General features: G+C 71.1%; 22 protein-coding genes and 3 tRNA genes. 15 read left to right on the top strand and 10 right to left on the bottom strand.

The window, feature by feature from the left end; translation table 11 throughout:
- Nucleotides 1-116 precede the first annotated feature (116 nt).
- From ACRWK8_RS01165 to ACRWK8_RS01150, 4 genes are all read left to right on the top strand, one after another.
- Nucleotides 117-893 carry an ABC transporter ATP-binding protein gene (locus tag ACRWK8_RS01165; protein ID WP_378734714.1) on the top strand — a complete coding sequence of 259 codons (777 nt, stop codon included), beginning with the start codon at nt 117-119 and terminating at the stop codon, nt 891-893.
- Nucleotides 878-2,536, top strand: coding sequence for a hypothetical protein (locus ACRWK8_RS01160; protein ID WP_431867718.1), 1,659 nt, complete (start codon nt 878-880; stop codon nt 2,534-2,536). The genes ACRWK8_RS01165 and ACRWK8_RS01160 overlap by 16 nt, the downstream gene beginning before the upstream one ends.
- A 252-nt stretch (nt 2,537-2,788) precedes the next feature.
- On the top strand, nt 2,789-3,751 hold the full coding sequence (locus ACRWK8_RS01155) for an SDR family NAD(P)-dependent oxidoreductase (RefSeq protein WP_431867716.1): 963 nt from the start codon (nt 2,789-2,791) through the stop codon (nt 3,749-3,751).
- Nucleotides 3,752-3,927: 176 nt separating this feature from the next.
- Nucleotides 3,928-4,506 carry a TetR/AcrR family transcriptional regulator gene (locus ACRWK8_RS01150; protein ID WP_431867714.1) on the top strand — a complete coding sequence of 193 codons (579 nt, stop codon included), beginning with the start codon at nt 3,928-3,930 and terminating at the stop codon, nt 4,504-4,506.
- A 30-nt stretch (nt 4,507-4,536) separates the two neighbouring features.
- On the opposite strand, the gene ACRWK8_RS01145 is transcribed toward ACRWK8_RS01150, so the two are convergent.
- Nucleotides 4,537-5,178 carry a TetR/AcrR family transcriptional regulator gene (locus ACRWK8_RS01145; RefSeq protein ID WP_378734722.1) on the bottom strand — a complete coding sequence of 214 codons (642 nt, stop codon included), beginning with the start codon at nt 5,176-5,178 and terminating at the stop codon, nt 4,537-4,539.
- Between the two features lie 190 nt (nt 5,179-5,368).
- Here ACRWK8_RS01145 and ACRWK8_RS01140 point away from each other — a divergent pair, with 190 nt between their 5' ends.
- Entirely contained in the window at nt 5,369-6,544 is a 1,176-nt protein-coding gene (locus ACRWK8_RS01140) for an acyl-CoA dehydrogenase family protein (protein WP_431867711.1), read from the top strand.
- A 113-nt stretch (nt 6,545-6,657) separates the two neighbouring features.
- On the opposite strand, the gene ACRWK8_RS01135 is transcribed toward ACRWK8_RS01140, so the two are convergent.
- Together ACRWK8_RS01135 and manA are read right to left on the bottom strand one after the other, a co-directional pair.
- The gene (locus tag ACRWK8_RS01135) at nt 6,658-7,038 is read right to left on the bottom strand and encodes an FKBP-type peptidyl-prolyl cis-trans isomerase (protein ID WP_378734726.1); all 381 of its coding nucleotides are present in this window, start codon (nt 7,036-7,038) and stop codon (nt 6,658-6,660) included.
- Between the two features lie 221 nt (nt 7,039-7,259).
- Nucleotides 7,260-8,456: a mannose-6-phosphate isomerase, class I gene (gene manA, locus ACRWK8_RS01130; protein WP_431867709.1), complete on the bottom strand. Its 1,197-nt coding sequence runs from the start codon at nt 8,454-8,456 to the stop codon at nt 7,260-7,262.
- A gap of 486 nt (nt 8,457-8,942) precedes the next feature.
- Between manA and ACRWK8_RS01125 the strand changes: the two genes are divergently transcribed.
- Nucleotides 8,943-9,476, top strand: coding sequence for a GNAT family N-acetyltransferase (locus ACRWK8_RS01125; protein ID WP_431867707.1), 534 nt, complete (start codon nt 8,943-8,945; stop codon nt 9,474-9,476).
- Here ACRWK8_RS01125 and ACRWK8_RS01120 read toward each other — a convergent pair.
- Nucleotides 9,463-10,014, bottom strand: coding sequence for a TetR/AcrR family transcriptional regulator (locus ACRWK8_RS01120; RefSeq protein WP_378734732.1), 552 nt, complete (start codon nt 10,012-10,014; stop codon nt 9,463-9,465). The two genes, ACRWK8_RS01125 and ACRWK8_RS01120, sit on opposite strands and share 14 nt — an antisense overlap.
- A gap of 194 nt (nt 10,015-10,208) precedes the next feature.
- Between ACRWK8_RS01120 and ACRWK8_RS01115 the strand changes: the two genes are divergently transcribed.
- Nucleotides 10,209-11,909, top strand: coding sequence for an MFS transporter (locus ACRWK8_RS01115; RefSeq protein WP_431867705.1), 1,701 nt, complete (start codon nt 10,209-10,211; stop codon nt 11,907-11,909).
- 84 nt (nt 11,910-11,993) lie between these two features.
- Here the strand turns inward: ACRWK8_RS01115 and ACRWK8_RS01110 are convergent, their stop codons facing one another.
- Complete coding sequence (locus ACRWK8_RS01110; protein ID WP_431867703.1) at nt 11,994-13,187, bottom strand: molybdopterin molybdotransferase MoeA; 1,194 nt, start codon at nt 13,185-13,187, stop codon at nt 11,994-11,996.
- 202 nt (nt 13,188-13,389) lie between these two features.
- On the opposite strand from ACRWK8_RS01110, the gene ACRWK8_RS01105 reads away from it, so the two are divergent.
- The 6 genes from ACRWK8_RS01105 (at nt 13,390) to ACRWK8_RS01080 (ending at nt 17,342) form a co-directional block, all read left to right on the top strand.
- Nucleotides 13,390-13,462, top strand: a tRNA-Gly gene (locus ACRWK8_RS01105).
- A 40-nt stretch (nt 13,463-13,502) separates the two neighbouring features.
- Nucleotides 13,503-13,573, top strand: a tRNA-Cys gene (locus tag ACRWK8_RS01100).
- Nucleotides 13,574-13,586: 13 nt separating this feature from the next.
- Nucleotides 13,587-13,660, top strand: a tRNA-Val gene (locus ACRWK8_RS01095).
- Nucleotides 13,661-13,963: 303 nt separating this feature from the next.
- Nucleotides 13,964-14,527 carry a DUF3887 domain-containing protein gene (locus ACRWK8_RS01090; protein WP_431867821.1) on the top strand — a complete coding sequence of 188 codons (564 nt, stop codon included), beginning with the start codon at nt 13,964-13,966 and terminating at the stop codon, nt 14,525-14,527.
- Between the two features lie 47 nt (nt 14,528-14,574).
- A complete protein-coding gene (locus ACRWK8_RS01085; RefSeq protein ID WP_431867701.1) occupies nt 14,575-15,483 on the top strand; it encodes a CPBP family intramembrane glutamic endopeptidase in 909 nt (302 codons plus the stop codon).
- Nucleotides 15,484-15,722: 239 nt separating this feature from the next.
- Nucleotides 15,723-17,342 carry a BCCT family transporter gene (locus ACRWK8_RS01080; protein ID WP_378734742.1) on the top strand — a complete coding sequence of 540 codons (1,620 nt, stop codon included), beginning with the start codon at nt 15,723-15,725 and terminating at the stop codon, nt 17,340-17,342.
- On the opposite strand, the gene ACRWK8_RS01075 is transcribed toward ACRWK8_RS01080, so the two are convergent.
- Both ACRWK8_RS01075 and ACRWK8_RS01070 read right to left on the bottom strand, forming a co-directional pair.
- Complete coding sequence (locus tag ACRWK8_RS01075; protein WP_378734744.1) at nt 17,275-18,642, bottom strand: sodium/glutamate symporter; 1,368 nt, start codon at nt 18,640-18,642, stop codon at nt 17,275-17,277. The genes ACRWK8_RS01080 and ACRWK8_RS01075 overlap by 68 nt on opposite strands.
- Before the next feature lie 11 nt (nt 18,643-18,653).
- Nucleotides 18,654-19,793 (bottom strand): NAD(P)/FAD-dependent oxidoreductase, encoded by a 1,140-nt coding sequence (locus ACRWK8_RS01070; protein WP_431867698.1) that lies wholly within the window; start codon nt 19,791-19,793, stop codon nt 18,654-18,656.
- Nucleotides 19,794-20,188: 395 nt separating this feature from the next.
- Here ACRWK8_RS01070 and ACRWK8_RS01065 point away from each other — a divergent pair, with 395 nt between their 5' ends.
- Complete coding sequence (locus ACRWK8_RS01065; RefSeq protein WP_431867696.1) at nt 20,189-21,049, top strand: MurR/RpiR family transcriptional regulator; 861 nt, start codon at nt 20,189-20,191, stop codon at nt 21,047-21,049.
- 73 nt (nt 21,050-21,122) lie between these two features.
- Here the strand turns inward: ACRWK8_RS01065 and ACRWK8_RS01060 are convergent, their stop codons facing one another.
- Nucleotides 21,123-22,139 (bottom strand): SDR family NAD(P)-dependent oxidoreductase, encoded by a 1,017-nt coding sequence (locus ACRWK8_RS01060; protein ID WP_378734750.1) that lies wholly within the window; start codon nt 22,137-22,139, stop codon nt 21,123-21,125.
- A gap of 214 nt (nt 22,140-22,353) precedes the next feature.
- Here ACRWK8_RS01060 and ACRWK8_RS01055 point away from each other — a divergent pair, with 214 nt between their 5' ends.
- Nucleotides 22,354-22,959: a TetR/AcrR family transcriptional regulator gene (locus ACRWK8_RS01055; RefSeq protein ID WP_378734752.1), complete on the top strand. Its 606-nt coding sequence runs from the start codon at nt 22,354-22,356 to the stop codon at nt 22,957-22,959.
- A 144-nt stretch (nt 22,960-23,103) separates the two neighbouring features.
- Here the strand turns inward: ACRWK8_RS01055 and ACRWK8_RS01050 are convergent, their stop codons facing one another.
- Entirely contained in the window at nt 23,104-24,075 is a 972-nt protein-coding gene (locus tag ACRWK8_RS01050) for an SMP-30/gluconolactonase/LRE family protein (protein ID WP_431867819.1), read from the bottom strand.
- Nucleotides 24,076-24,164: 89 nt separating this feature from the next.
- Nucleotides 24,165-26,000 (bottom strand): flavin-containing monooxygenase, encoded by a 1,836-nt coding sequence (locus ACRWK8_RS01045; RefSeq protein ID WP_431867693.1) that lies wholly within the window; start codon nt 25,998-26,000, stop codon nt 24,165-24,167.
- Nucleotides 26,001-26,138: the final 138 nt, after the last annotated feature.

The following is a 26,138-nucleotide window of genomic DNA, read 5'->3' as shown; positions in this document are numbered from 1 at the left end:
CCGTCCGGCGCCTCGATCACCAGGCCAGGTGACGGCTGGCCGTCCTGGTCACCCGGCCAGCCGTCGTGTCCGGTCGGCCGATGCGGTCCGGGCGGTGCTCCCGGAGTATGGGGACCATGACTAGCCCTGACACACCAGCACTCGAGCTGGACGGACTCACCAAGGACTTCAACGGGACGCGCGCCGCCGACCGCGTGAGCCTGGCTGTGCCGCGCGGCGCCACGATGGGTCTGGTCGGTCCCAACGGCGCGGGGAAGACCACCTCGCTGTCGATGGCGGTGGGGCTGCTCCGCCCGGACTCCGGCACCGCCCGGGTCCTCGGCGTGGACGTGTGGCGGGACCCGATCGAGGCCAAGAGCCGTCTGGGTGTGCTCCCCGACGGCCTCTCCCTGCCGGAGCGGCTCACCGGGGGCGAACTCCTCGACTACTGGGGACGGCTGCGCGGTCTGGACCGCGACGTCACCCGGACCCGTGCCGGGGAACTCCTCCAGGTCCTCGAACTGGACGGCGCGGAGCGCGACGGCGTGCTGGTCGCGGAGTACTCCACCGGGATGCGCAAGAAGATCGGTCTGGCCACGGCGCTGCTGCACGCCCCGGAGGTGCTGGTCCTGGACGAGCCGTACGAGGCGGTGGACCCGGTGTCGGCCCGGGTGCTGACCGCGATCCTGCGCCGGTTCACCGACGGCGGCGGCACCGTGGTGATCTCCAGCCACGTGATGGCCCTGGTGGAGCAGCTCACCGACCGGGTGGCGATCATCGCCGAGGGACGGGTGCTGGCGGACGGCGCACTCGTCGAGGTCCGGGGGGCGGACGCCACTCTGGAGGACACCTTCGTCCGTCTGGTCGGCGCGCGCGAGGTCGGAGAGGGGGACCTGGCGTGGTTGAACTCCTGATCCGCCTCAAGTTCACTCTGGGGCGGCACGGCTCCGTCGGCACACGGTTCTTCTCCTTGGTGATGATCGCCCTGGGGGTCGGGCTGACCTGGTACCTGGCGGTCGCGGCCTCCTCCGACCAGGTCCGGTCGGGCCTGCTCATGCTGGCCCTGGCGGTCTGGGCGAGCGGCTGGGTGCTCGGCCCCACCATCACCAACGGGGTGGGGGTGCTGCGGGCGCAGTACTTCACCCTGCTTCCGCTGGACCGGGACCGGGTGGGTGCCGGGCTGCTGGTGACGGCGTTCGTCGGTCTGGGCCCCCTGCTCACCCTCGTGGCCACGGCGACGGTCGCCTGGCACGCGTGGGCCTCGGATCCGGCCACGCTGTTCCTGGGGCTGCTCGGCATGATGGCGCTGCTGGTGTTCATGGTGTCGCTGTCACGCCTGGTGTTCCGCGCGTTGGGCGTGGCCATGCACAGCCGGATCGGGATGGAGATCGCCTCCCTGCAGTGGGGCCTGATCGTGGCCGGGCTCTTCTTCGGGTGGATGGCGGTCCAACCGGCGTTCTCGGCCGTGTCGAGCCTGTCCCGGGAGGGGCTCCAGGGGACGGTCCTGACCGTGGTGTCCGCGGTGCCCACCTCCTGGCCGGTGCTGGCGGTGGACGCGGCCGCGGCGGGTTCGTGGGGCGCCGCCTTCGGCTGGCTGGGGGCGCTCGGCGCGCTCACCCTGGTGACGGTTCTGGTCACCGTGCGGCTGTTGGCTCCGAGCGTGGCCCCCCGCGGTGTGCGGAGACGGTCGCGGCCACTGGGTTCACGGGTGCTGCTCGGCGGTCGTTCCCTCCTGCCGGACACCCCCCTGGGCGCGGTGGTCGGCAAGGAGCTGCGCCAGTGGTGGCGGGACCCGTGGCGCGGCCTGGAACTGCGTGCCGCCCTGTGGACGGGCCTGATCATCGGCGTGATCGGACTGATCGGCCAGCTCCCGGAGGTCGCGCCCTTCGCCGGGGTGATGGCCCTGCTGGTCATCGGCATGGGCGGCGCCAACATGTACGGGCACGACGGCACCGCCCTGTGGCTGACCGTGGTCGGCCAGGGGCGCGACACGCTCCGCGCCGACGTGCGGGGCAGACAGATCGCGTTCGCCCTGCTCGCGGGCCCGTCCACGGCCGTGCTGAGCGTGCTGGCCGTGGTCGCCTCCGGGGCCGGTTGGGCGGTCCCGTACGTGGTGTCGAGCCTGGTGGTGTTCCTGGGGGTGGCCGCCGGACTGTCGATCCTGTTGTCGGTGGTGGCCGTCACCCCGGGTGTGGACCCGCACCTGCGCGTGGACGCCAACGACGCGGGCGACAACCAGCTCCAGGTGTGGATCACCCTGTTCGCCATGCCGGTGTTGTCGTCCCCCACGATCGGGGCCCTCGTGTGGGCCGGTGTCCAGGGCGTGCCCTGGCTGGCCGTTCCGGTGGCCCTGGCCAACGGGTCCCTGGCCGCCTGGCTGCTGGGCCGAACCGCCCACCTCCGTCTGGAGAAGCGGCTGCCGGAGACCTTCACCCGCATCCGGTACGGCAAGGACGTGGCGGCCCAGGCCGTGCCCCGTTCCGGCGGAGGGCTGTTGGACCAGCTGGAGCGCGGGGCGCTGTCCACCAACGTGGACACCAAACCCACCGGCTCCTGACCGTTCCCCTCCGTCCCAAGGGCGGGGAGCGACGGGCGACGGAGACCTCCGGTGGACCCGAGCGCTCACGGGACACACACGGAAGAGCGGCGCCGGTGGCGGCCTCGGGCCACCACCGGCGTACCCCCGTCGAGACTCCCTCCGCGCCGCGGGCCCCACCCCGGTTTCCGCGCCCGACGCCGGACCCGAGCGACCGACGCGTCGCTCCTGGAGCTTGACCTGGTGCGCGCTCCAGGTCCTAGCGTGAGCCGCATGACCACGAAACAGAGCAGGATCGGCTCCGGCTTCGGTATGCGCAGCACCGCGACGGACGTCCTCGACGGCGTCGACCTCACCGGGCGGGTCGCCCTGGTGACCGGCGGCTACTCGGGCATCGGCCTGGAGACCACACGGGCCCTCGCGGCGGCGGGCGCCCGCGTGGTGGTCCCGGCCCGCAGGCCCGCACGGGCCGAGCAGGCGCTGTCCGGGATCCCGGGAGCCGAGACCGCCGCGCTGGACCTGGCCGACCTCGACAGTGTGCGCGGCTTCGCCGACTCCTTCCCGTACGACCGCGTCGACCTGGTGATCACCAGCGCCGGGATCATGGCCTGCCCGCACACCGAGGTGGGCCCCGGTTGGGAGGCCCAGTTCGCCGTCAACCACCTGGGCCACTTCGCCCTGGTCAACCACCTGTGGCCCCGGCTCGACGACGGCGCCCGGGTGGTCGCGGTCTCCTCTGGCGCACACCACGCCTCCGGTATCCGCTGGCAGGACCCGTGGTTCGCGGAGGGCTACGACCGCTGGCTGGCCTACGGGCAGTCCAAGACCGCCAACGTCCTCTTCGCCGCGCACCTGGACCGGCTCGGTCGCGAGCACGGGGTACGGTCCTTCTCCCTGCATCCGGGGGCGATCCTCACCCCGCTCCAGCGGCACCTCACCACACAGGAGAGGGTCGACCAGGGGTGGATCAACGAGCAGGGCGACGTCATCGACCCCACCCTCAAGTCCCCCGAGCAGGGCGCCGCCACCCAGGTGTGGGCGGCCACCTCCCCCCGGCTCGCGGGCCTGGGCGGGCTGTACTGCGAGAACTGCGACATCGCGGAGCTCCCGGAGTCGGCCGATCCCACTCAGGGTGAGGGCGGGGTGGCCGCCCACGCCCGGGACCCGGAGCAGGCCGAGCGGCTGTGGGCGTGGTCGGCCGAGCTCACCGGCGTGAACGCCTTCGCCCGAGCCTGAGCCCACCCGAGCCGGTGCGTTCCGGCTCCCGTCCGGCTCCCGGATCAGTACTCTCCGAAGCCCGCACCCGTCCGAACCGCCCGGGGCGCTCCGTGCGACGGGGCGCCCCGCACGCCGTGTCGGCCACCCGGCGCCTGTGCCAGAGTTGGGACCGCGAGGACCAGCAGGAGGTACAGATGGCTCGGAAGGCCGACCCCGCAAGGAGACGCGAGGTCCTGGACGCCGTGATCGAACAGCTCGCGGACACCGGGATCAGCGGGTTCACGCTGCGCGGACTCGCCCAGGGTCTGGGGCAGAGCACCCGCGTGCTCACCCACCACTTCACCGACCGCGAGGACCTGCTCTCAGCGGTCCTGGCCCGGCTGGACGAACGCCAGCACCAGTCGCTGCTGGCCACCAAGGGGTGGGAGGACGCGGCCGTCCCGGTCTCCGACATCGTCCGCGCCTCCTGGCGGCGCAACCTCGGCCCGGAACTCCCCATGACCCGGCTGATCAGGGAGATCGAGGGGCTGGCCTCGGCAGGGCGCCTGCCCGCGTCCAGCGCCGGGTTCCTGCGCGGACGGGCGGAGTTCGTGGCCTCCTGCCTGACCCTGCGCGGTTCGTCGCCAGACCGTGCCCTCAGCCTCGCCACCCTGCTCAACGCCTCCTTCGCCGGACTGGAGGCCGACTACCTCACCACCGGCGACCTGGGCCGCGCCGAGGCCGGACTGGACCTGCTGTGCGAGTGGATCGACTCCACCGCGACACCCCGTTGATCCCAGGGCCGGCCCGCGGCTGACCGGGGCTCACGCTCCGGGCCGGGCTCGGACCCTCTCGTAGACCGGGACCAGACCGTCGAGGAAGGCGGTCAACGCCAGTTCGAAGCTGTCCTCGTCGATCTCGGCGGCGACCTCGGCCAGCCGGTGGGCCTGGGACAGGTTCGGGTAGCGGTCCTGGTAGACCCACACGTCGTCGTCGAATCCGCCCGCGAAGGAGTGTGTCGCCGCGCCCACCACCAGGTACTTGGTGGAGGCGCCGATCATCGTCGCGTAGCGGGGCGGCCAGCCCGCGCCCACGAGCCCGCCGTGGACGGCGTCGGCCCTGCGCAGCGCCTCCTCACGGCGGCCCGGCCCGGCGGCGATCACCGGGAGCAGGTTGGGGTGCTGGGCGAGCGCCGCGCGGTAGGAACGGGCCCACACGGCCAGGCCCTCGCGCCAGTCGCCGCCACCGAAGGCGGACACGTCGATGTGTGTGGTGGCCTCCTCCGCGACCTCGCTGAGGAGTTCCTCCTTGGTCCGGTAGTGGCTGTACAGCGAGGCGGCCTGGACGGCGAGCTCCTGGGCGAGCTTGCGCATGGACAGCTGCTCCAGTCCGTCCCGGTCGATGAGCGTGAGCGCGGCCGTCCGGATGGCCGGTTTGCTCAGGATCGGTGTCTTGGGTCTGGCCACGGCGGGGCTCCCCTTCCGCGCTGTTCTCCTCCGCGCCGGGCCGTCCGGCGTCAGCGCTGATCATCGCACGGCGACGCCCCGCCTCCCGTCGGACGCGACGGTCCCGGCCACGTCCCGACCCCTTGCGTGCGTTGACGGGCACGGCGTACCCTCACATAACCGAACACCGTTAGGTTATCTGGGAGCAGCCGTGATCGATTTCTCACTGAGCGAAGAACAGCGCGCCATCCAGAGCTGGGTGCGGACCTTCGTCGAGCGGGAGCTGATGCCGCTGGAGAACGACGTGCTGCGCCGAGAACGCGAGGGCCACCCGCCCGGCCTGAACCACGAGGAGCGAACCCGGCTGCGCGCGCTCGCCCGCGGGTCCGACTTCTGGGGCGTCTCCACCCCCGAGGAGTACGGCGGCATGGGCCTCGACGCCGTCACCGAGGCCCTCATCGAGACTGAACTCGGCCGGACCTTCCTCACCTTCAAGTTCGGCGGCGAGGCCGACAACATCCTCTTCCACGCCAACGAGGAGCAGAAGCGCACGTACCTGGTCCCGACGATCGAGGGCGAGCGCCGTTCCTGCTTCGCCATCACCGAACCCGGAGCGGGGTCCGACGCCAAGGCCATCCGCACACGGGCGGTCCGTGACGGCGACGAGTGGGTGATCAACGGCGAGAAGACCTTCATCACCGGCGGCGAGGAGGCCGACTTCGCCCTGGTCTTCGCCGTCACCGACCCCGAGAGGGGCGCCGACGGCGGTGTGACCTGCTTCCTCGTCGACCGTGACATGGGCTGGACCTCCGAGCCCATCGACACCATGGGCGAGCGCCGCCCCGCCTCCCTGGTCTTCCAGGACGTGCGCGTCCCCCACGAGAACGTCCTCGGGGAGGAGGGCCGGGGCTTCGCCCTCGCCATGAAGTGGATCGGACGGGGCCGCTACCTGCTGCCCGCCCGCGCGCTGGGCGGCTGCGAGCGCCTGCTCGACATGGGCATCGAGTACGCCAGGACGCGGGAGACCTTCGGCGCTCCCATCGCCGACCGGCAGGCCATCCAGTGGATGATCGCCGACTCCCAGACCGAGATCGAGGCGCTGCGGCTGCTGGTGCTCCACGCGGCCTGGCAGGTCGCTCAGGGGCTGGACTCACGGCACGCGCAGTCGATCGCGAAGCTGTTCGGCGGTGTGAAGGCCAACGAGATCGTCGACCGCGTCATGCAGATCCACGGCGGCATGGGCTACACCCGGGAGCTGCCCGTCGAGCGCTTCTACCGCGACCTGCGGCTCCTGCGCATCTTCGAGGGCACCGACGAGATCCAGCGCCGCACCATCGCCCGGGACCTGCTCAAGGGCCATGTGAAGGTGGGCGCGACGCTCAGGTAGCGGTGGGGACGCGAAGGGGTCCGTGCCGCGTGTGGGAGCGCGGCACGGACCCCGAAGCGTGCGCCCGCCGCCCGGCTGGGCGTACCCCGGCCCGGGCGGCGGGACGAACGGTCCTACTTGCCCTTGACGTCGACCAGGTCGACGACGAACACCAGGGTCTCCCCCGGCTTGATGAGGGCGCCGGCGCCGCGGTCCCCGTAGGCCAGGTGCGGCGGGATGACCAGCTGACGGCGGCCGCCCACGCGCATGCCCAGGACGCCCTGGTCCCAGCCGGGGATGACCTGGCGGGCGCCCAGCTTGAAGGTGAGGGGCTCGCCGCGGTTCCAGCTGGCGTCGAACTCCTCGCCGGTGGAGTGCGAGACGCCGACGTACTGCAGGCTGACGGTGTTGCCGTGCCCGGCCTGGTCGCCCTCGCCGACGGTGAGGTCGGTGACCTGGAGGTCCGCGGGCGGCGGGCCCTCGATGAAGTCGATCTCGGGACGCTCAAGCGCCATGGTGGGGTCCCCCTCGGTTGAAGACGTGAACAGAGGGGCCCAGGCTATCGGTGGTGACCGATGGCCCGGACAGAGTGCGCCAAAGGGGGCGGAGGTCGGGGTCCACGATCCGGGAATCCGGAGATGCGAGGCCGGTCCCGAGGACGTCATGGACGCCAGCATGCTCGGCTCTCGTCCCGCGCGCCAGGGGATTTCCGGCCCGCACTCGGGAGGACCCGAGGTCACACCCGCGTGCGCCCGTGGTCCCCGACGGTGGCGGCGACGACGTGTCCGTGCCCCTCCACCTTGATCGGGCCGCTGTCGGCCTGGACGAACACGGACTCCCCCCGGCCGAGGGTGACCCCCTCACCGACCTCGGCGACCAGGTCCACGGTCCCGTGCAGCGCCAGGACCACCGTGGGTCCGTCGCCCGGCAGGTGAGCGGTGATCCGCCCCGGGCCGATCTCGTGGAGCGCGAACTCCGGAGCGGCCGGGCGGAACTCCCGACGGCCGTCCAGGAAGCCCGGCTGGGCGTACGGGATGGGCAGGACCGAGAAGTCCACCACGTCGAGGAGCTCGGGGGCGTCCACGTGCTTGGCGGTCAGACCGGCCCGGAGCACGTTGTCGGAGCTGGCCATCACCTCCACCGCGGTTCCCTGGAGGTAGGCGTGCATGTTGCCCGCCGGGAGGAAGAGCGCCTGCCCGGGCCAGAGCGTGACCCTGTTGAGCAGCAGCGCGGCGACCGCGCCCGGATCACCGGGATAGCGGGTGGCCAGGTCGGTGACGATCTCCGCGTGGGGGCCGCGTCCGCCGCCCGACCACTCCCGGACGAACTCCTCGATCATCCGGCACCGGTCCGGCGAGGGGAGGGTCAACAGACGGGTGAGGGCGGCACGGAGCGCCGACTGGGTGTCGGCGTGGGACAGGTCCTCCCGGAGCTCGGTGGCCAGGTCGTTGTCGAGCCCGATGAGGTCGGCCACGGTGGCGGCGGGTTCACGGAACCCGCACAGGGCCTCGAACGGCTCCAGCGCGAGGAGGAGCTCCGGCTTGTGGTGGGGGTCGCGGTAGTTGCGGTGGGGGGCGTCGAGCGGGATCCCCGCGCGCTCCTCGGCCTCGAAGCCGGAACGGGCCCGTTCGGCGTCGGGGTGGACCTGGAGCGAGAGCGGGGCCTCGGCCGCGAGGAACTTCAGGAGGTAGGGCAGGCGGGCGCCGAAGCGTTCGGCGGTCCGGTGGCCGAGAACGCGGTGCGGGTCCTCGGAGATGAGCTCGGGGAGGGGTCTGTCCCCGTCGTCGCAGTGCGCGGTGCTGGGGGCGCCGTGGTGCGCGCCCAGCCAGAGCTCGGCCTGGGGGGTGCCGTCGGGGTCGGTGCCCAGCAGACGAGGAATGGCAGCGCGTGCTCCCCAGGCGTACGGTCGTACCCTGTTGGTGAGCCTGTGCATCAGCTCCCCGCTTTCCCGTCGGCGTGTTCTCACCCCGTGGACGCTCCGGTGAGGTGTGAACAGTCTTGCCAAGAGAAGCCTCCCGGTCGACACGGCACGCCCCACATCTCGCGGTAGTGCACACTTCACCTCGCCAGTTGGGCAGGCACCCGTGGAACCCGGCGCCCGGTGACGGCAACGAAGTTACTGGGAAGTAAACCACGTTCGAGGACACGTGAACAGCACCACACTGTCACCTTCCAGAGACAACTGACGGTGCCCTCCAGGGTGACTCATGATGCCATCCGCATGACGATGAGGCCCGCTTCCCACGGGCCCGACACCCAGCGGGTCCCCGGAACTCCGGTGATCCTCGCCGCTCCCACCGGCGTCGGCCCCGCGAGCCCGACGGCCGGTCGGGAACCCGGAAAACCGGATGCCGCGCGAGGGCCCCGACCAGTAGGGTGCCCCGACCCCGGGAACACCAAGCACCAAGGAGCCAGCCCCATGCGACTGCGTCGAGGCGGCACGGACGACACCGACGAACTCCTGCGGCTCTTCGACGAGGCCGTCGTCTGGCTCACCGAGCGCGGCTCCGCCGACCAGTGGGGCACCCGCCCCTGGTCGGAGATCCCCGAGAGGGTCGAGAGGGTCCGCGGGCTCGCCTCGGACGGCCTCTGGATCGCCGAGATCAACGGGGCCACGGCAGGGGCCCTGGTCATCAGCGAGACCGCCCTCGACTACGCGCCACCCGTCGACGAACGGGAGGTCTACGTGCGCCTGCTCCTGACCGACCGGCGGTTCGCCGGTCGCGACGTCGGCGGCCAGCTCCTCGACCACGCCCGGAGCCAGGCCCGCGAACGCGGGATCTCCCTGGTCCGGGTGGACTGCTGGTCGGGCGGCGACGGCTCACTCATCCGCTACTACGAGCGGCAGGGGTTCACCCCTACCGTGCGCGCGCCCGTCGGGGACAAGGAGGTCCAGGTCTTCGAGGACCGCCTGGGACCCCACGGGCCAACGGCGGGGCTCAACGGTCCCTGAGCACCCGGTCCGAGGCCTCGACCAGGCGGTCGATCACCTGCTGGGTCAGCTCCGGGTCGGGGCTCCCCAGCCCGGCGATCGAGGACATGTACATGCCGTCCCCGGCGAGGCGGATGGTCTCGGCCAGCACCGGGTCCGTGAGTTCGGCGTGCAGGAGCTCACCCCAGCGGGTGAACAGCTCCTTCACGAGGACGCCCGCCTCCGGGGGGATGTCCTCCTTGCTGCGCAGGGCCGCGATGACCGCCCAGTACAGCTCGCCCTCCACCGTGGTCTGCGGCAGCGACGTGCGCAGGAAGTAGCGGACCACGCCCTCGTCGCTCTCGACCGCCTCGCGGAACTCCTCCTCCGCCAGCGCGCGGACGCGCTCCATGAGGCCGACCATCATGGCCGACTTGGAGGGGAAGTGGTAGAGCAGCCCGCCCTTGGACACTTCGGCGGCGCGTGCGACCGCCTCCAGGGTCACCGAGGAATAACCTTCGGCGATCAGGATGTCCTGTAAGGCGTCGAGGATGCGATCCCGCGTGTTCGATGTACTCACGATTGACACTGTACCGGCTGGACGGTACTGTACCGGCTGGACGGTTGAAGAGTCCCGGATCGTGCCCGCACCACCGTGCCGCACCCCGGTCGACCAGACTTCCCGTCCGCACAGCCCGGTCGGCACCGACTCCCCACCGGGCCCGCGCCCTCACTCCGAGAGGCGCGCAACCCACAAGCGATGACGAGGGAAAGATGAGTTCCGCCAAGGCCGGAAACGGCGCCACCCACACGCACGGGGGCAACACGTCCCCACCCGCGCTCGCGGGCCCGCGCGAGTGGGCCGCACTCGCCGTCCTGGTCCTGCCCGTGGTGCTGATCTCGGTCGACATGACCGTGCTCGGCTTCGCGGTCCCGGCCCTGAGCGAGGCGCTGCGCCCCAGCTCCGGACAGCTGCTGTGGATCATCGACATCTACGGCTTCATCCTGGCCGGACTGCTGATCACCATGGGTTCGCTCGGTGACCGGATCGGGCGACGACGCCTGCTCATGATCGGTTCCGCGGCCTTCGGCGCCGCGTCCCTGCTGGCCGCCTTCGCGCCCAACGCCGAGACGCTGATCATCGCCCGCGCCCTGCTGGGCGTCGCGGGTGCCTCGCTGATGCCCTCGACGCTCTCCCTGCTGCGCAACATCTTCCTGGACCCGCGCCAGCGCCTGCTCGCCATCGCGATCTGGGCGTCCGGGTTCTCCGGCGGCGCCGCGCTCGGCCCGATCCTGGGCGGCTGGCTCCTGGAGCACTTCTTCTGGGGTTCGGTCTTCCTGATCAACCTGCCCGTGATGGCGCTGATCCTGATCCTGGTGCCGCTGCTGGTCCGTGAGTCCCGCAACCCGGACTCCGGCCGGATCGACCTGCTGAGCGTCGTGCTGTCGCTGGGCGCCATGCTGCCCATCGTGTTCGGCATCAAGAAGATCGCGACCGGCGGCCTCGACGTGCTGCCGATCCTCTCGCTGGCGTTCGGTCTGACCCTGGGCTACCTGTTCGTGCGCCGACAGCGCACGCTCAAGGACCCGCTGATCGACGTGTACCTGTTCCGTTCGCGCGTGTTCAGCGTGGCGGTGGTCACCAACCTGATGATCGTGTTCTCCCTGGTCGGGTCGTTGTTCTTCCTCACGCAGTACCTCCAGCTGGTGCTCGGCATCTCACCGATGCGCGCCGGGATCGTGCTGGTGCCGGGGCTGCTGCTGTCGATCATCGCCGGTCTGGTCGCGGCTCGGGTGGCGCGCCACCTGAGCCTGTCCACCGTGATCGGGGTGTCCCTGCTGGTGACGGCGGCCGGGTTCGGCGCGCTGGTGCTCACCCCGGCCGACGACGTGACCCGTGGTGTGGCGCTCGTGGTCACGGCCTTCGTGCTGATCTCGCTGGGCACCGGCTTCGCGGAGACGCTCACCAACGGCGCGATCATGTCGGCCGCCCCGCCCAAGCGCGCGGGCGCCGCGTCCGCGATCTCCGAGACCGCCTACGAGATGGGTGGCGCCCTGGGCGTCGCGGTGCTGGGCAGTGTGCTGACCGCGTTCTACCGTGGCCACCTCACCGAGGTGGACGGGGTGCCCGAATCCGCGACCGAGGCCGCCCGGGAGACCCTGGGCGGTGCCGCCAACACCGCCTCCGACCTGGGCGGGGCGGCCGGTGACGCGCTGATGGACTCGGCCCGGCTGGCGTTCACCGACGGCATGCACCTGACCTCGGCCATCGCCGTGGTGATCGTGCTCGCCGCCGCGGCCCAGGCCTGGTTCCTGCTGCGCGGCCACGGCAACCCGGCGGTCGACGCCCCGGACCACGGGACGGACCACGGGACGGACCACGGGACGGACCGGCGGGAGGCCTCCGAGGCCCCCGTCACCGCCGGGTCCGACCATGCCGTCGAGGTCGTCGAGGCCAACGAGTCCGCGAGGTAACGACCGTCACGAGTTCGGCCCCCGAGGGACGTCCCTCGGGGGCCGACCCGTGTCCCGGTTCGCGGACACGGTCGGCCCAGAGGGTCAGGGCAGGCGCAGGAGCTCGACCTCGCCGCCCACCCACCCCGGCGGAACCACGGCGTAGGCGTCGGCCAGGGCGGCCCCGCGCAGACTGCCCGGACGGTCGTGACCCACCGGCTCCGCGTACCCCTCCCCCACACGCACCGCGACCAGGCGTGTGTCGTCGGGTCGGGACCGCACGTCCGCGCCCAGAGTCGTCCTCGCCAGACCAGCCGTCGGGTCGGGGCGGCCGGACATCGCGCACAACAGCGGGACCAACAGGGTGAGCGACGCCACGAGTGCCGCGTTCGGGTTCCCGGGCAGGCCCACGAACACGGTGCCGTCCCGGTGGGCGAGTAGCTGCGGGTGCCCGGGGCGGCAGGCCACCCCGTCCACGACCACCTCCGCGTCCAGTTCCCGGAGCACCCCGCGCAGGTGGTCGGCGGGTCCCTTCGAGGAGGAACCGCAGACCACCACCACGTCGGTCCCGGCCGTGATCAACGCCTCACCCAGGTCCCCGAAACCGTCCCCCAGCATCCGCACGCGATCCAGGTGGGCCCCGGCCCAGGCGAGGACCCCGGGCAGCAGGGGGCCGATCGCGTCACGCACCACACCGTCCCCCGGCAGGCCGTTCGTGGCGAGCTCGTCCCCGGTGACCAGCACGGAGACTGTGGGCAGACGCACACCGAGACCGTCGTGGCCCAGGCTCGCCGCCAACCCCAGCACCGCCGGGGTCACCTCGGTGCCCGCTTCCAGCACCCGCTCCCCCGGCACCGTCTCCTCGCCCGACCACCGCACGTGCCGTCCGGGGAGAGCCTCCCCGCGCACCCAGCCGTCCGCCACCTCGGCGTGCTCGTAGGGCAGGACCGACTCGGTGCCCTTCGGCGCGCGGGCGCCCGTCGCGATCTCCACCGCCTCGCCCCGCCCCAGGGAGAGCCCCGCCACGGGAGCGCCGGCCAACTGCGCGCCCACCAGGCGCCACGGTCCCTCACCCGCCACCGCGAAGCCGTCCATCGCCGACGCGTCGAAGGCGGGCAGGCCCACCAGCGCCCGCAGGTCGTCAGCGAGCACACCGCCCAGGGCCCGGCCCAGAGGGAGGTCTCGCGCGGGCGTGCCCGACCGCGCCCCGAGCTCGCGCGCACGCTCACGCGCCCTCGCCCAGGGGACGGCACCTCCGTGCCCTCCACACGCCGCGCCGTCCGCCACGGGGATGTCCATGCCGCTCCGTCCACTCCGCTGCCCGATGTGCCCCGGATCCGCCCGGAACTCCTGACGCGGACGCTACCCGCCCCGCGCACCCACCCAGGGGAGCGCCGCACGACCCCGCCGAGCTCTGATTTGCCGTCTGTCGAATCTCCGGTAAAGTCTGTACCAGCAGCAAGGCGAGGCCAACGGAAACGGGGGCCGAGCCGGGCAGCACGCGGACGTGGCTCAGCTGGTAGAGCATCACCTTGCCAAGGTGAGGGTCGCGGGTTCGAATCCCGTCGTCCGCTCGGAGGAGACGCGGGGCGAGAGATCGCCTCACGTGTACTCGGTGGAGTGGCCGAGAGGCGAGGCAGCGGCCTGCAAAGCCGTCTACACGGGTTCAAATCCCGTCTCCACCTCCCAGTCTCACTGGGGCGATTAGCTCAGTTGGCTAGAGCACTACCTCGACACGGTAGGGGTCACAGGTTCGAGTCCTGTATCGCCCACATCACGCGAAAGCGGGTTCCCACGGGAGCCCGCTTTCGTCGTTCCCACGGTGGTGTGGCCGCTCCCAGCAGGTAGAGCGCCCCCACATCGCGTCCGCCGATCATCGGTCACCCCCAGCACACGCTGGACCATCGCCGGTGTGACCTTCTCCTGAACGCACCTCATCCCCGGCCCGGCGTGGCCGAGGACGCCTGCCCGGGCCCCTGTTGCGCTCGTCCACTTGACGCACGGCCTGTTTGTAAAGCTATGCTTTACATGTGCACGAACAATTGACGAATGCGCTGCGGGCCCTGAAGGCACGCATGGACGCCTTCCTCGCCTCACGCGTCCTGGCCAAGGACGACGACTGGGCCGACTCGATCGCGCGTGCCGTGGGCATGCAGACGGCGGCCGACGACGTCGTGCGTGCCGTCGTGCAGCAGGCACGCCAGAACGGCGCCACCTGGCAGGTCATCGGGGACGCGCTCGGCGTGAGCAGGCAGGCGGCGTTCCAGCGCTACGGCAAACCGATCGATCCCAGGACTGGAGAACCCATGAACACCACGCCACTCCCCGGCGTCGCCGAACTGGCGGCCTCGGTGATCGCGGACCTCGCCGCGGGGCACTGGGCACGTGTCACCGAGCGGTTGGATCCGACCATGCGCGACGGCCTGTCGGAGGACGCGCTCGCGGCCGCGTGGGCGCAGCTCGTCGGCCTGTCCGGAGCCTTCGAGGGACGCGGGGCGCCGGAGGTCGCCCGGGCCGGTGACCTGACGATCACGAACACGCCGCTCGCGTTCGAGGCGGGCGACTACACGGCGCGGATCTCGTTCCGCGACGACCACACCATCGCCGGGCTGCACATCCTCGAAGGGCAGAAGTCGTGACCGTCAGACCTCCGGGCACCTCCCCCACGGAACGGGGCGGCCCCCGCATGACCAGCCGGAACCTGCGCGCCATCGGCGTGTTCACCGCTCTCGCGTTCGCCCTCGCCTGGCTTCTCGCACTCCCGCTCTGGTTCGGGGACGGACTCGCCAGCCCCTGGTTCACCGTGGTGGCCACCGCCACGATGATGACCCCCGCGATCGCCGCGCTCGTCGTGGTGTTCTTCGTGGAGCGGCCGGAGCAGAAGGCCTGGACCCTCGGGCTGTGGCCGCTGAGACCGGTCCGGAGGGTGCTCGGCTACGGCGTGCTGGGGATCCTCGTGTCCATCGCGCTGGTCCTGGTGGCGCTGCCGATCGGTGCGCTGCTGGGGGTGTACCCGGCGGACTTCGCGAACCTCTCCGGATTCCAGCAGGTCCTGGACGAGCAGGCGGGAGGGGTCGAGATCCCGATCCCGCTCGGCGCGCTCATCCTCGTCCAGCTCGCCGTGCTCCCCCTGGCGGCGTTCGTCAACCTCATCCCCGCGCTGGGCGAGGAGCTCGGGTGGCGAGGGTGGCTGCTCCCGAAGCTGATGCCGCTGGGAACGCTCCCGGCCCTGCTGGTCTCGGGCGTGATCTGGGGCCTGTGGCACGCCCCGCTCATCCTCCTCGGATACAACTACCCCGACGCGCCGGGCTGGCTCGGCCTGACCGCGATGGTCACCATGTGCGTCCTCGTCGGCGCGGTCTTCGGCTGGCTGCGACTCCGGTCGGCATCCGTGTGGCCCGCGGCCCTGGCGCACGCCGCGTTCAACGGGGCGGGTGGGACCTTCCTCCTCTTCACGACGGCGGGCGAGCACGTCGACACCACGCAGGCGACGATCCTGGGCTGGAGCGGGTGGATCGTCCCGCTCGTGCTCGTGGTGGTCCTCGTCGCCACGGGACAGTTCTCCTCCGCGAAGCACCCCTCCCGTCCGGCGTGACGACCGGGACCCTCCGGGACGAACTCCACCAGTGTGCACCCGGAGTGGCGATTTTCGCAACGGCGTGAGGTTGTCACTTCGTTACGTAGGCATCGGACCGAGCTTCTCTGATAGCGAGAAGCGCCTGGGCATAAGGGTTCTCATGCGCCCCGAAGCCCATGAGGGCCCACTCGGAGGCCCCAGATGCGATTCCGACTGGTTGATTAGTCAAGCGCAACACAGTAGTAACTGGATGGCCCGTGCCCTCGAACCCGGAGGTGACCCGAGTCATCCGCTGGAACATCGACAACACCGTCTTCTGGCCCGCGCTGATCATGGTCGTCGGCTTCAGCGCGCCGTTCGTGATCGCGCCGACGACCGGCGAACGCCTGCTCGGCGACGTCCTCTCCTGGCTCCAGTCCGACCTGGGCTGGGTGTACATGTGGTTCGTCGCCGGGCTCGCGGTCCTGCTCGTCTGGCTCGTCTTCAGCCGCTACGGCCGCATCAGGATGGGCGGCCCCGACGACCGCCCCGAGTTCTCCACCCCCACCTGGCTCGCGATGATCTTCACCGCCGCGATCGGCGGCGGCCTCATGTACTGGGGCATCATCGAGTGGGCCCACTACCACTCCGCTCCCCCGTTCCAACTCGAACCGCGCGGAACCGAGGCGGCCGAGTGGTCGGCCACCTACCCCCTCTTCCACTGGGGTCCCACGGCCTGGGCGGTCTTCTGCGTCCCGACCCTCGCCCTCGCCTACGCCTACCACGTGCGCCGGATCCGCCGTCTCCGCCTCAGCGAGGCCTGCCGAGGCGTGCTCGGCGACCGCGTCGACCGCTGGCCCGGGCGCGTCATCGACGTCCTCTTCATCCTCGGGATGATCGGGGCCGCGGGGACCTCCCTCGCCCTGGCCGTGCCCACCATCGCGGAGGGCGCGTCCCGCATGTTCGGTGTCGAGCCGGGCGCCGCCCTCAACACCGTCGTCATCGGCCTGTGGACCCTTCTGTTCGCGGGCAGTGTCGCGCTGGGCCTGCACCGAGGCCTGAAGCGCCTCGCCAACCTCAACCTCTACCTGGCCGCCGCTCTGGGACTCCTGGTCCTGGCGGTCGGACCGACGGTCTTCGTGATCGACACCTTCACCAACAGCGTCGGGCTGCTCGCCCAGAACATCGTCCGGATGAGCACCTACACCGATCCCGTCGGCGGGTCCGGTTTCCAGGAGGTCTGGACCGTCTTCTACTGGGGCTGGTGGATCTCCTACGGACCGTTCGTGGGCATGTTCTGCGCGAAGATCTCCAAGGGCCGCACCGTCCGGCAGATCATCATCGGCATGTGCGGCTTCGGCAGCCTGGGCTGCTGGCTGTCGTTCGCGCTGCTCGGCAACTCCAGCATGGCCTTCGACCTGCGGGGGCAGGCGCCGATCGTGGACACCCTGGAGTCCGAGGGCGCGGTCCAGGCCATCTTCGCCACGCTGGAGGCCTTCCCGCTCAGCTGGATCATCACCCCGCTGTTCCTGGTGCTGTTGCTGATCTTCCTGGCCACGACGCTGGACTCCGCCTCCTACATCATGGGGTCGGCGACCTCCCGTGACCTTCCCAACGAAGTGGAGCCCTCACGGTTCAACCGCGTGCTCTGGGCCCTCGTCCTCGCGGCCGTGTCGGTCTCGGTGATGTCCGCCGGGGGCACCGACGCGTTGCAGACCCTGTCGGTCGTGACGGCGTTCCCGCTCATCATCGTCCTGAGCCTGGTGGCCGTGTCCCTCGTGCGCTGGCTCCGCGAGCACGACCACCAGGACGGTGTCCGGCAGAAGGACCTCAGACCCCCTGGCGAGCTCGTGGAAGTGCGTTCCACAGCCCCAACGGTCGGGCGACCGCCAGCATGACCGCACACAGCACCAGGCAGCCCACGCCGAGCCAGAGGTTCCCGTACCGCACGGCGATGAGCGGGAAGGAGGCCGTGATCAGCCCTCCGCCGATGAAGGGGCTGACGAAGGGGGAGCGCAGCGCGAAGGCCCGGTAGGCGTTGGACCTCATCTGCGGATCCGCCGCTCTGAGCAGCATCAGGCCGATCGCGACGACACCCGTCTGGGCCCCGAACTGGGCGATGGAGTTCTCCGCCCAGTCCTCGCGGAAGATCCTGGGTCCCACGTGGAAGTAGATGAGGACGCTCACCCCCGCCATCGCGAGCATGACGATGGTCAACGGGATCCAGTTCGCCAGCATGATCGGAACGGCCAGAGACGCGATGGCCGCGACGACCAGGAAGTCCAGTGCGACCCCCGCGATGGCGTTGAGCGTCGGTTTGTCGACGAGCACCCGGAAGCGGGTCCGGCTGATGGCCAGTTGGACGAGGAGGCCGCCGATCATCGCCAGGGGGAAGAGCGGCACCCCGGAGACGACCTGGTCGATGACGTGCTTGAACAGGGAGCCGATCAGGATCGCCAGGGCGATGAGAGAACCGTGGAAGGCGAGGTTGCTCAGGGCCGAGGCGTGGAGTCTCCCGGTCGTCGCCTGGTTCTGGTCGGCCTCCTCCAGGATGTCGGCCTGCTCGACCTGTCGCGCGGTCGCCTCGTGGGAGAGGTGGCCGCGCTTGGCGGCGATGTTGAGGAGAACGGTGCCCATGACGACGCCGTACACCAGCCCGACCGTGGCGGCGAAGAGTGCGAGCGGGGTGCCGTCGGGCCAGCCCAGGGCGGTCCACGTCTCGTCCATCCCCGCGGCGGTCCCGTGCCCGCCTGACCAGGACGCCTCGAAGATGGTCGAGAAGAGCGGATCGGTCCCGAACAGCGGCCCCAGGACCGCGAAGACCAGGAGCGCGGGAACGGCGACCTGGACGAAGGTGCTGAAGTACGACATCCAGATCTGCGCGCCCGCCTCCCTGGCCGCCTCCCTGAACGGCGGGAGCCTCTGCCCCAGGAGCATCGGGGCGAACACGACCGCGATGAGCACCCCGGCCAGGGACGACCACGTCGCCGACATTCCGGCCGGGACGATGTCCAGGACGTACTGTCCGCAGACGAGACCGAGGAAGCCCCCGATCAGGGCCGCGGGGAGGAACAGCCTCCGGGTCAGGGGGACGAGCGCCCTGACGAGCAGGCCGAGGAGGAGGAAGACCCCCAGGCTGGCGCCCGAGAGGAGGAGTGAGTTGAGCGCGTTGGAGTCGAACTCGATGAGCTCCGGCATGGGAACGGTCCTTAGGGGATGCGGCTGAGGGAGAAGGGGGCCAGGGTCGAGGGGGCCGTCCCGTGGAGGAGGAGGTGCGCGATGTCCCGGGAGGCGGCGGGGAGCAGGGCCCAGCCGTGCCCCGTCCACCCCGTGGCCAGGTAGAAGCCCTCGGCGCCCGGAACCGCGTCGACGAAGGGGATCTGGTCGACCGTCGCGGTCTCGGGACTGGCCACGTGCACGGAGACCCGCGTCAGTTCACCGGCGGCGGGGAGCAGGGCCTCCAGCTGGGCGATGTTCCCCCGCACGTTCGCCTCCACCGGCTCGCCCCTGCCGGTGTCGGGGTCGAACCGCCCCCTCCAGCCGCCGCTGAGCTGGATCAGGCCGCCGTCCAGGGACTTGACGGAGATGAGTCGGCTGTCGTGGCCCACCAGGAGGGGCAGGGTCACGGCGTGTTCGGGCCGCAGGAGGACGACCTGCGGGTAGACGGTCCACGCGGGGACGACGTGGCCGAAGTTCTCCCGGACCAGTCCCGGGACCGAGGAGTTCGCGGCCAGGAGGACGGCCCGCTCGGCCTCGACGGCCCTGCCGTCCTCCGTGACCACGCGGGCGTGCCGACCCGCCTGTCGGGACCGCAGCTCGACCACCTTCGCGCCCTCGTGGATGACGGCACCCGACCTCCTGGCGGCGTCGGCGTAGGCGAGGGTGGTCCGGTACTGGGCGGCGACCCCGTCCCCGGGCACGTGGAGTGCCGCGCGCACGTTCCCGGAGAGTCCGGGGATCACCTCCCGCACCCTGGCACCGTCCCAGACCTCGGTGGGAATCCCGAACCGCGTCTGCGTGTGCGCGTGGGCCTCGGCGGCGACGACTCCGCCCCTGCCGCCCACCACCTCCTCCTCGATGAGGGAGACCGAGCCGCTCCGGACGTAGCCGGTCTCGGCGCCGAGTTCGTCGGCCAGTCGGGGCCAGAGCCGGTGTGCCTCGCGTAGGAGCGGCAACTCCCTAAGGTCGCGTCGGTTGCCGCGCACCCCACGCTTGCCAGGGCCGCCGGACGCGCCGCCGCCGACCCCGACCGCTTCCAGGACCACCACCGAACGCCCCTGGGAGGCGAGGTGGTAGGCCACGGCACAGCCGTAGGCGCCGCCTCCGACGATGACGTACTCCGCGATCATGTGCCCGCCCTTCGTCGCTGTTCACACGATGTGATGCGGGCCACCGTAGGAGAACCTACACATGTCGTCAATATGTTGGAAAACTTTCACTGGAGGGTGCGCGGGAACGGGCGAACCAGACGAAGCCGTCGCCCGCGCTGGGCGGGCCGGTGGGAACAGCAGTGAGCCCAGTGCGCCGCGGAGCCCCGGTCACGGGGGTGCCCGTGCTCTGCGTGCCGGGCGTGATCCCGAAGCGTGCGTCGTTCCGAGGCTCAGCACGGACCCGTGCGGCTGCGAGGATCGACGGGCGACGTGGTTGGCTGGCCTTCCCGTGCGCCGCGCCGAACCGGACACGCCACGAACACCCGGTTCGGAACCGCGTCGAACAGCGAGAGCGAGAGGACGAAGTGGCCCCCATGGAAGACCGCGCCACCCAGGGCCGGAACGATCTGACCCGCAGCGAACGCAACGTGGTCGCGCTGGCCGAACAGGACCCGCTCCGCTTCGCGACGAGCACCGCCGTCGCGATCGCGGACATGGCGGGAACGAGTGAGGCGACGGTGACGCGGACGGCACACAAGCTGGGCTTCTCGGGGGTCAAGGAGTTCAAGCAGGCGTGTGCGAGCCAGGTGGGGGCGGGCCGGAGTCTGGGGGCCACGATCCGGGACCGGCTGAAGTCCCTGGAGGGGCACGGCGAGGAGGTCTCCTCCCACGGCACCGCCCGCGCCGTCCTGGCCGCCTCCGCACAGGTCCTGCTGGAGTTCAGCGAGTCGTTCCCGAAGGCGGAGTTCGAGGAGACGGTCGGCCTCGTCGAATCGTCGCGGCGGACCGTCGTCTACGGGCTGGGCACCGGATCCCACGTCGCCGAGTACCTCAGTCTCGGCCTCCGGAGGATCGGCCTGAGGTCCCGCGCCGCGTCCGGCAGCGGCCACACGCTCGCGGACGAGGTCCACTCCCTGGAGAGCGAGGACGCGGTGATCGTCGTCGCGCCCCGGGTCCTGTTCAACGACATCGACAACCTGATCGCGGAGGCCGCGCCCCGGGTCGCGCGGGTCGTGCTCGTCTCCCAGGCGCCCCCGTCGCCGCGCTCCCCCGAGGTGTTGTACCTGCCCCTCCCGAGCACGGCGGGATCCCCGGCGTCGGAGATCACCGCCGCCTGCGCGCTGTCGGACTCCCTCGTCTCGGAGATCGCCCGGCGCCACCCGGCCACGGCCATCCGGGCCCGGGACGGGTTGCAGCGACTGCGCGACGCGCTCTCCCCGGCCCGGACCACGTGAGGGAGTCCGGTGAACGCGGTCATCCCCGTCGGACTGGCGGGACGGGATACGCCACGGCTCCCCTTCCTCCGGGCTACTGCACGGACCAGCCGCCGTCGGAGGGCAACACGGCCCCGTTGACGTTGACGCCGTCGTCGCTGAGCAGGAACGAGATCGACGCCGCGAGCTGCGCGGGCAGGGCGATCGGCGGGATGAGGGCCATGAAGTCACCGAGTCTCCCCTGCCCGAACTCCGAGGCACCCGCTGGACCGGCCATGCCGGTGGCGACTCCGCCGGGCGCCACGGCGTTGACGCGGATGCCGTGGGGTCCGTACATGAACGCCGAGCTGCGGGTGATCCCCACGACGGCGTGTTTGGAGGCGGTGTAGGCGACCCCGGAGGTGGAGCCCTTGAGCGCAGCCTCCGAGGCCACGTTGACGATCGAGCCTCGACCTGCCTCCAGCATCGCCGGGACCACGGCCCTGGTGAGCCGGAACAGTCCGCCGACGTTGACGGCGAAGACCCGCTCCCAGGTCTGGTCGGAGACCTCGTGGATCGGGGAGAAGTCGTCACCGATGCCCGCGACGTTGGCCAGCCCGTCGATACGCGGCCCGGCCTGATCCAGGATGCGGTCGATGTCGCGCGCCACGGTGAGGTCGGCGCCGACCGGGACGATGTCGCTGCCGGCCAGCTCTTCGGTCAGACTCTCCAACCCTGCGGCGGAGATGTCCACGGCGATGACACGTCCGCCCTCGCGGGCTACGCGTGACGCGGTCGCGCGGCCGATACCCGATCCGGCACCGGTGACGATGACGGTGCGGTCGACGAACCGTCCGGGCACGACGCGCTCACGCCAGCGCGACGACGCGGTCCTCTCCGGGATGGCCCCGTCGTTGACCCGCCGAACGAGGCCGTCGATCACGTCCTGTCCCAGGGCTCCCTGGCTGAGGTCGACGAGGTGCTGGAGCGGAAGGTTCCGGATGGGCGCGAAGGACTCCTCACCGACCCCGAACTCGGTGAGGAGCCCGGACAGGACCGCTCTGCCTTCGGGTCGGTCCAGCCATGCACCGATCGTGCTGTCAGCGGTGAGCGGTGTTCGGTGGTTGCTCATGTTCTTCTCCCTCATCGAACCCCGGAGCGGTCGGGTCCGGTCTGTCGTGCCGCGCCGTGTGGAGTGGCCCGCCAAGGCCCGGTGGGAGGAACGCGTCCCTGACCGGTGCGAGGCTGAGCAGTGTCCGGGCGAGGCTGCTTACCGGCCTCTGCGGCATCTTTCTTGCAGCTTATGAATATTTGTAAATCTCACAACATTAATCGGAGAGGGGATCATGACGCCACGACCGGGCCTTCGAGAGTCGAAGAAGCGGCGGACGCGCGCGGCACTCGCCCGCGCCGCATGGGAGTTGCTGGCGACGGAGGGCCTGGCGGCCGTGACACCCGAAAGCGTCGCCGCACGCGTCGGCGTCTCCGGCAACACCTTTCGCAACTACTTCTCCTGCCGCGAGGAGGCGATCATCGAGGTGGTGATCCCGCGGATGGAGTCCCTGGCCGAGGGGTTGCGTGCCCGCCCGGTCGACGAACCGGTGTGGGACAGCCTGACCCACGTGCTCCCCGTGGAGATGTCCGCCATGTTCGGCAGGCACGCCGACGTCGTCGTTCTGCTGCGGGCCACCAAGGAGAACCCGACCATCCTCGCCCAGCACCTGACCGCGATCGAACGCGTCAAGAGACTCCTCGCCGAGGCGATCCACGAGCGCACCGGCGACGACGATCTGCCCTCCCGGCTGCTGGCCGAAGCGGCGGGTCTGGCCGTGCGCACCTCCATCGAGGTGTGGGCCCTCGGTGACGAGTCGAGCAGTCTCGCGGACATCGTCACCGAGAGCATCACCCAACTACGTTCCGGCATTCCGGTGGGTGACGAGGGGCAGTCATGACCAGGCCCAGCGCTCCAGGGGAGAGCGCTGGGCCGCATGCCCACTCGATCCTGCTCATGGGATCCGACGGCCGCCCCTCAGCCAGGCGTGGCGCGGGTACAGCGGAGACACCAGCAGAACGGGCACGAGCACCGGTGAACGCGGTCATCCCCCGTTGGACTGGCGGATCCCCTCCCCCAGCGCCTCGAAGGTGTAGACGAAGCCGCCGTCCCTCCCGCTGACGGTCATGTAACCGTCCGTCGTTCCCGGGGCGATGGCCAGGTTGGTGGCGGTGTCCAGTCCCTCGGCGTCCTCGGCGGGAACGCTCACTGTCGCCAGGTGCTCGCCCGTGGAGCCGTGGACGTGGATGCTCGGCTGCCCGTGGACACCCTGGTAGACGTTGCCCTCCGCGTCGACGGCGTTGGAGTCGACCCGGCTCGTGCCGCCGTCGAAGTGGAGGCCCGTGTGCGCCGTCTCCACCCCGGTCCGGTCCCCGTTGAGCGCCAGGAAGTCCACACGGTTCGCGGCGTACTGGCTGACCCACAGGCCGGTGAAGTCCTCGTTGAAGGAGATGCCGTTCGGGGCCGGGAGCTCGTCGGCCAGGACCGTGGCCTCGGCCGTGTCCCGGTCGATCCGCACGACCCTGCCCTGGGGATCCCAGACGGGGTCCGCGTGCCCCGTGGTGTCGCTGACGAACAGGTGCCCGTCCTCGTCGAACGCGAGGTCGTCGGGGAGCATCGGCGTCCCGTCGACCTCGCCCGAGAAGAACGTGACCGGGTCCCCGCCCTCCGGCGTGCCGCTGTCGATCCTCCCGCCGACGAGATCGGTCAGGTACAGGCGCTCGTCGTGCGGACTGAACTGCGCGGAGGTGTACACGCTGGTCTCGTTGGTGAGGACGGGCGTCACCTCCCGCGACTCGGTGTCCACCCTCAGCACCTTGGGTTCCCCGGCCTGAGCGGTGACGTCGACGACGAGGAGTCCGCCGTCCGGGGCGAAGGTGGGCCCCTCCAACAGGGTCATCCCGGTCTCCTCGTGGACCGAGGTCACCTGGACCAGCAGGGAGGCGGTCAGCTCCCCCTCGGGAGCCGCCACCCGACCGCAGGCCGTGGTCGCGGCGACCAGGAGGAGGGCGGTCAGGAGCCCGGTGGCGGTGGCGGACGGGGTCCCGCGCCGGTGCGATTCCCCGTGTTCCGTCCCGGTCGTGGGTTCCGTGGCGGAGGGCGGGTTCACCGTGATCCCCCGTCCTCGCGGTCGTGGACCAGGACCTCGTGCACCCGGTCCCGCCGCCAATCCTGGAGCAGCCGGTGGAAGGCCACCGGTCCGGGGCCGTAGGACTGTCCGCCGGCGTCGCCGGCGCCCTCACGGTTGTAGTAGCCGGGGGTGCACTCGCGTTGGAAGTCGACGGTGTCGAGGGCGTTCTCGCGGATGACACGCGCCCAGTCGTCCACCGCGTCCGGGCGCGGCTCGACCACGCGGGCGCCGGTCCTGAGCCCCTCCGCGATGACCGAGGCGATGTGTCCGGCCTGTTCCAGCAGGACGTGCGCGAAGTTCACCGACGTGGCGTTCTGGAGGGGCCCCAGGTGGAGGAGGTTGGGGAAGCCGTCGCTGTAGAAGCCGTGCAGGGTCCTCGGGCCCCGGCTCCAGGACTCGAGCAGCGTGCGCCCGCCACGGCCCCGGACCGGGAGGGTCCCCGACACCACTCCGGAGACGCCGACGTCGAAGCCGGTCGCGAAGACGACGCAGTCCACCGGGTACTCGACGTCGCCCACGACGATCGCGTCCTCGGTCATGCGGGTGATCCCGCCGTGGTCGGCGGTGTCGACGAGCGTGACGTCGGACCGGTTGAAGGTCTGGAGGTAGTGGTCGCTGAAGCAGGGCCGCTTGCACATGTAGCGGTACCAGGGTTTGAGCAGCTCCGCCGTCTCGGGGTCATCCACGACCTGGTCCACGCGCGCCCGGATCTGGTTCATCTTCTGGGCGTCCGCCAGCTCCTCGATCCGTTCGCGCTCCTCCGGGGGCACGCTGGTGTCGAGCGCGCCGGTGGTCAGCTTCCGTTGCAGGCGCGCCGTCGAGGTCCAGCCGTCCCGGGTCAGGTCCGTGTCCACCGGCTCACCGGAGACGAGAGCGAGGAAGTTCTCCATGCGCTCCCGCTGCCAGCCCGGCTTCAGGGAGGCGGCCCACGCGGGGTCGGTGGGACGGTTGTCGCGGACGTCCACCGAGGAGGGCGTCCGCTGGAACACGTAGAGGTGCTCCGCGTCGCGGCCCAGGTGCGGGATCACCTGCACACCGGTGGCCCCGGTGCCGACGACCGCCACGCGCTTGTCGGAGAGGCCGGTGAGGCCGCCGTTCTGGTCGCCGCCGGTGTACTCGTAGTCCCAGCGGCTGGTGTGGAAGGTGTGCCCGCGGAAGGTCTCGATCCCGGGGATGCCGGGGAGCTTGGGCTGGGTGAGGGTCCCGGAGGAGGTGATGACGAACCGGGCGCGGATCCGGTCGCCCCGGTCCGTCTCGACCACCCACTCGTCGGTCCGCTCGTCCCACGTGAGGGCGGTGACCCTGGTCTGGAACACGGCGTCGCGGTAGAGGTCGAAGGTCTCGGCCACGGCGACGGCGTGCTGACGGATCTCCTCCCCCGGGGCGTAGCGCCACCGGGGCACGTGGCCGACCTCCTCCAGCAGGGGCATGTAGGAGTAGGACTCGATGTCGCAGTGGATGCCCGGATAGCGGTTCCAGTACCAGGTGCCGCCGAAGTCACCGGCCTCGTCCATCATCCTGATCGACTCGACCCCGGCCTGACGCAGCCGCGCCCCGGTCACGAGGCCGCCGAAACCGCCGCCGACCACCAGCACCTCCACGGTGTCGGTGAGCGGTTCGCGCTCCGTGCGGGGCGTGTAGGGGTCCTTCGCGTAGTAGCCGAAGGCGCCCGAGGCGGATCGGTACTGGGACGCGCGGTCGGGCCGGACCCGGCGTTCCCGTTCCCTCGCGTAGCGAGCCCGCAGACCCTGGATGTCGAGTTCCGCCTCGTCGGCCTCGATCGCCGTGCGCGTGTCTGGTGCTGTGCCCATGGGGCTTCCCAACTTCTCGCCGGTGTGGTTCGCGGGGGCGCGGGCGCCGAACCGGCGGGGGCGACCGGAACGGGGGACGTGACCCGCGCCGGACAGGCACGCGGGTCCACGGGAGGCGGCGCACCTCCGGGGAAAAAG

It is taken from the genome of Nocardiopsis eucommiae (assembly GCF_965344335.1).
GTDB lineage: Bacteria > Actinomycetota > Actinomycetes > Streptosporangiales > Streptosporangiaceae > Nocardiopsis > Nocardiopsis eucommiae.
Note: the sequence above shows the minus strand (reverse complement) of the source record. Positions and strands in the feature narration are given on the sequence as shown.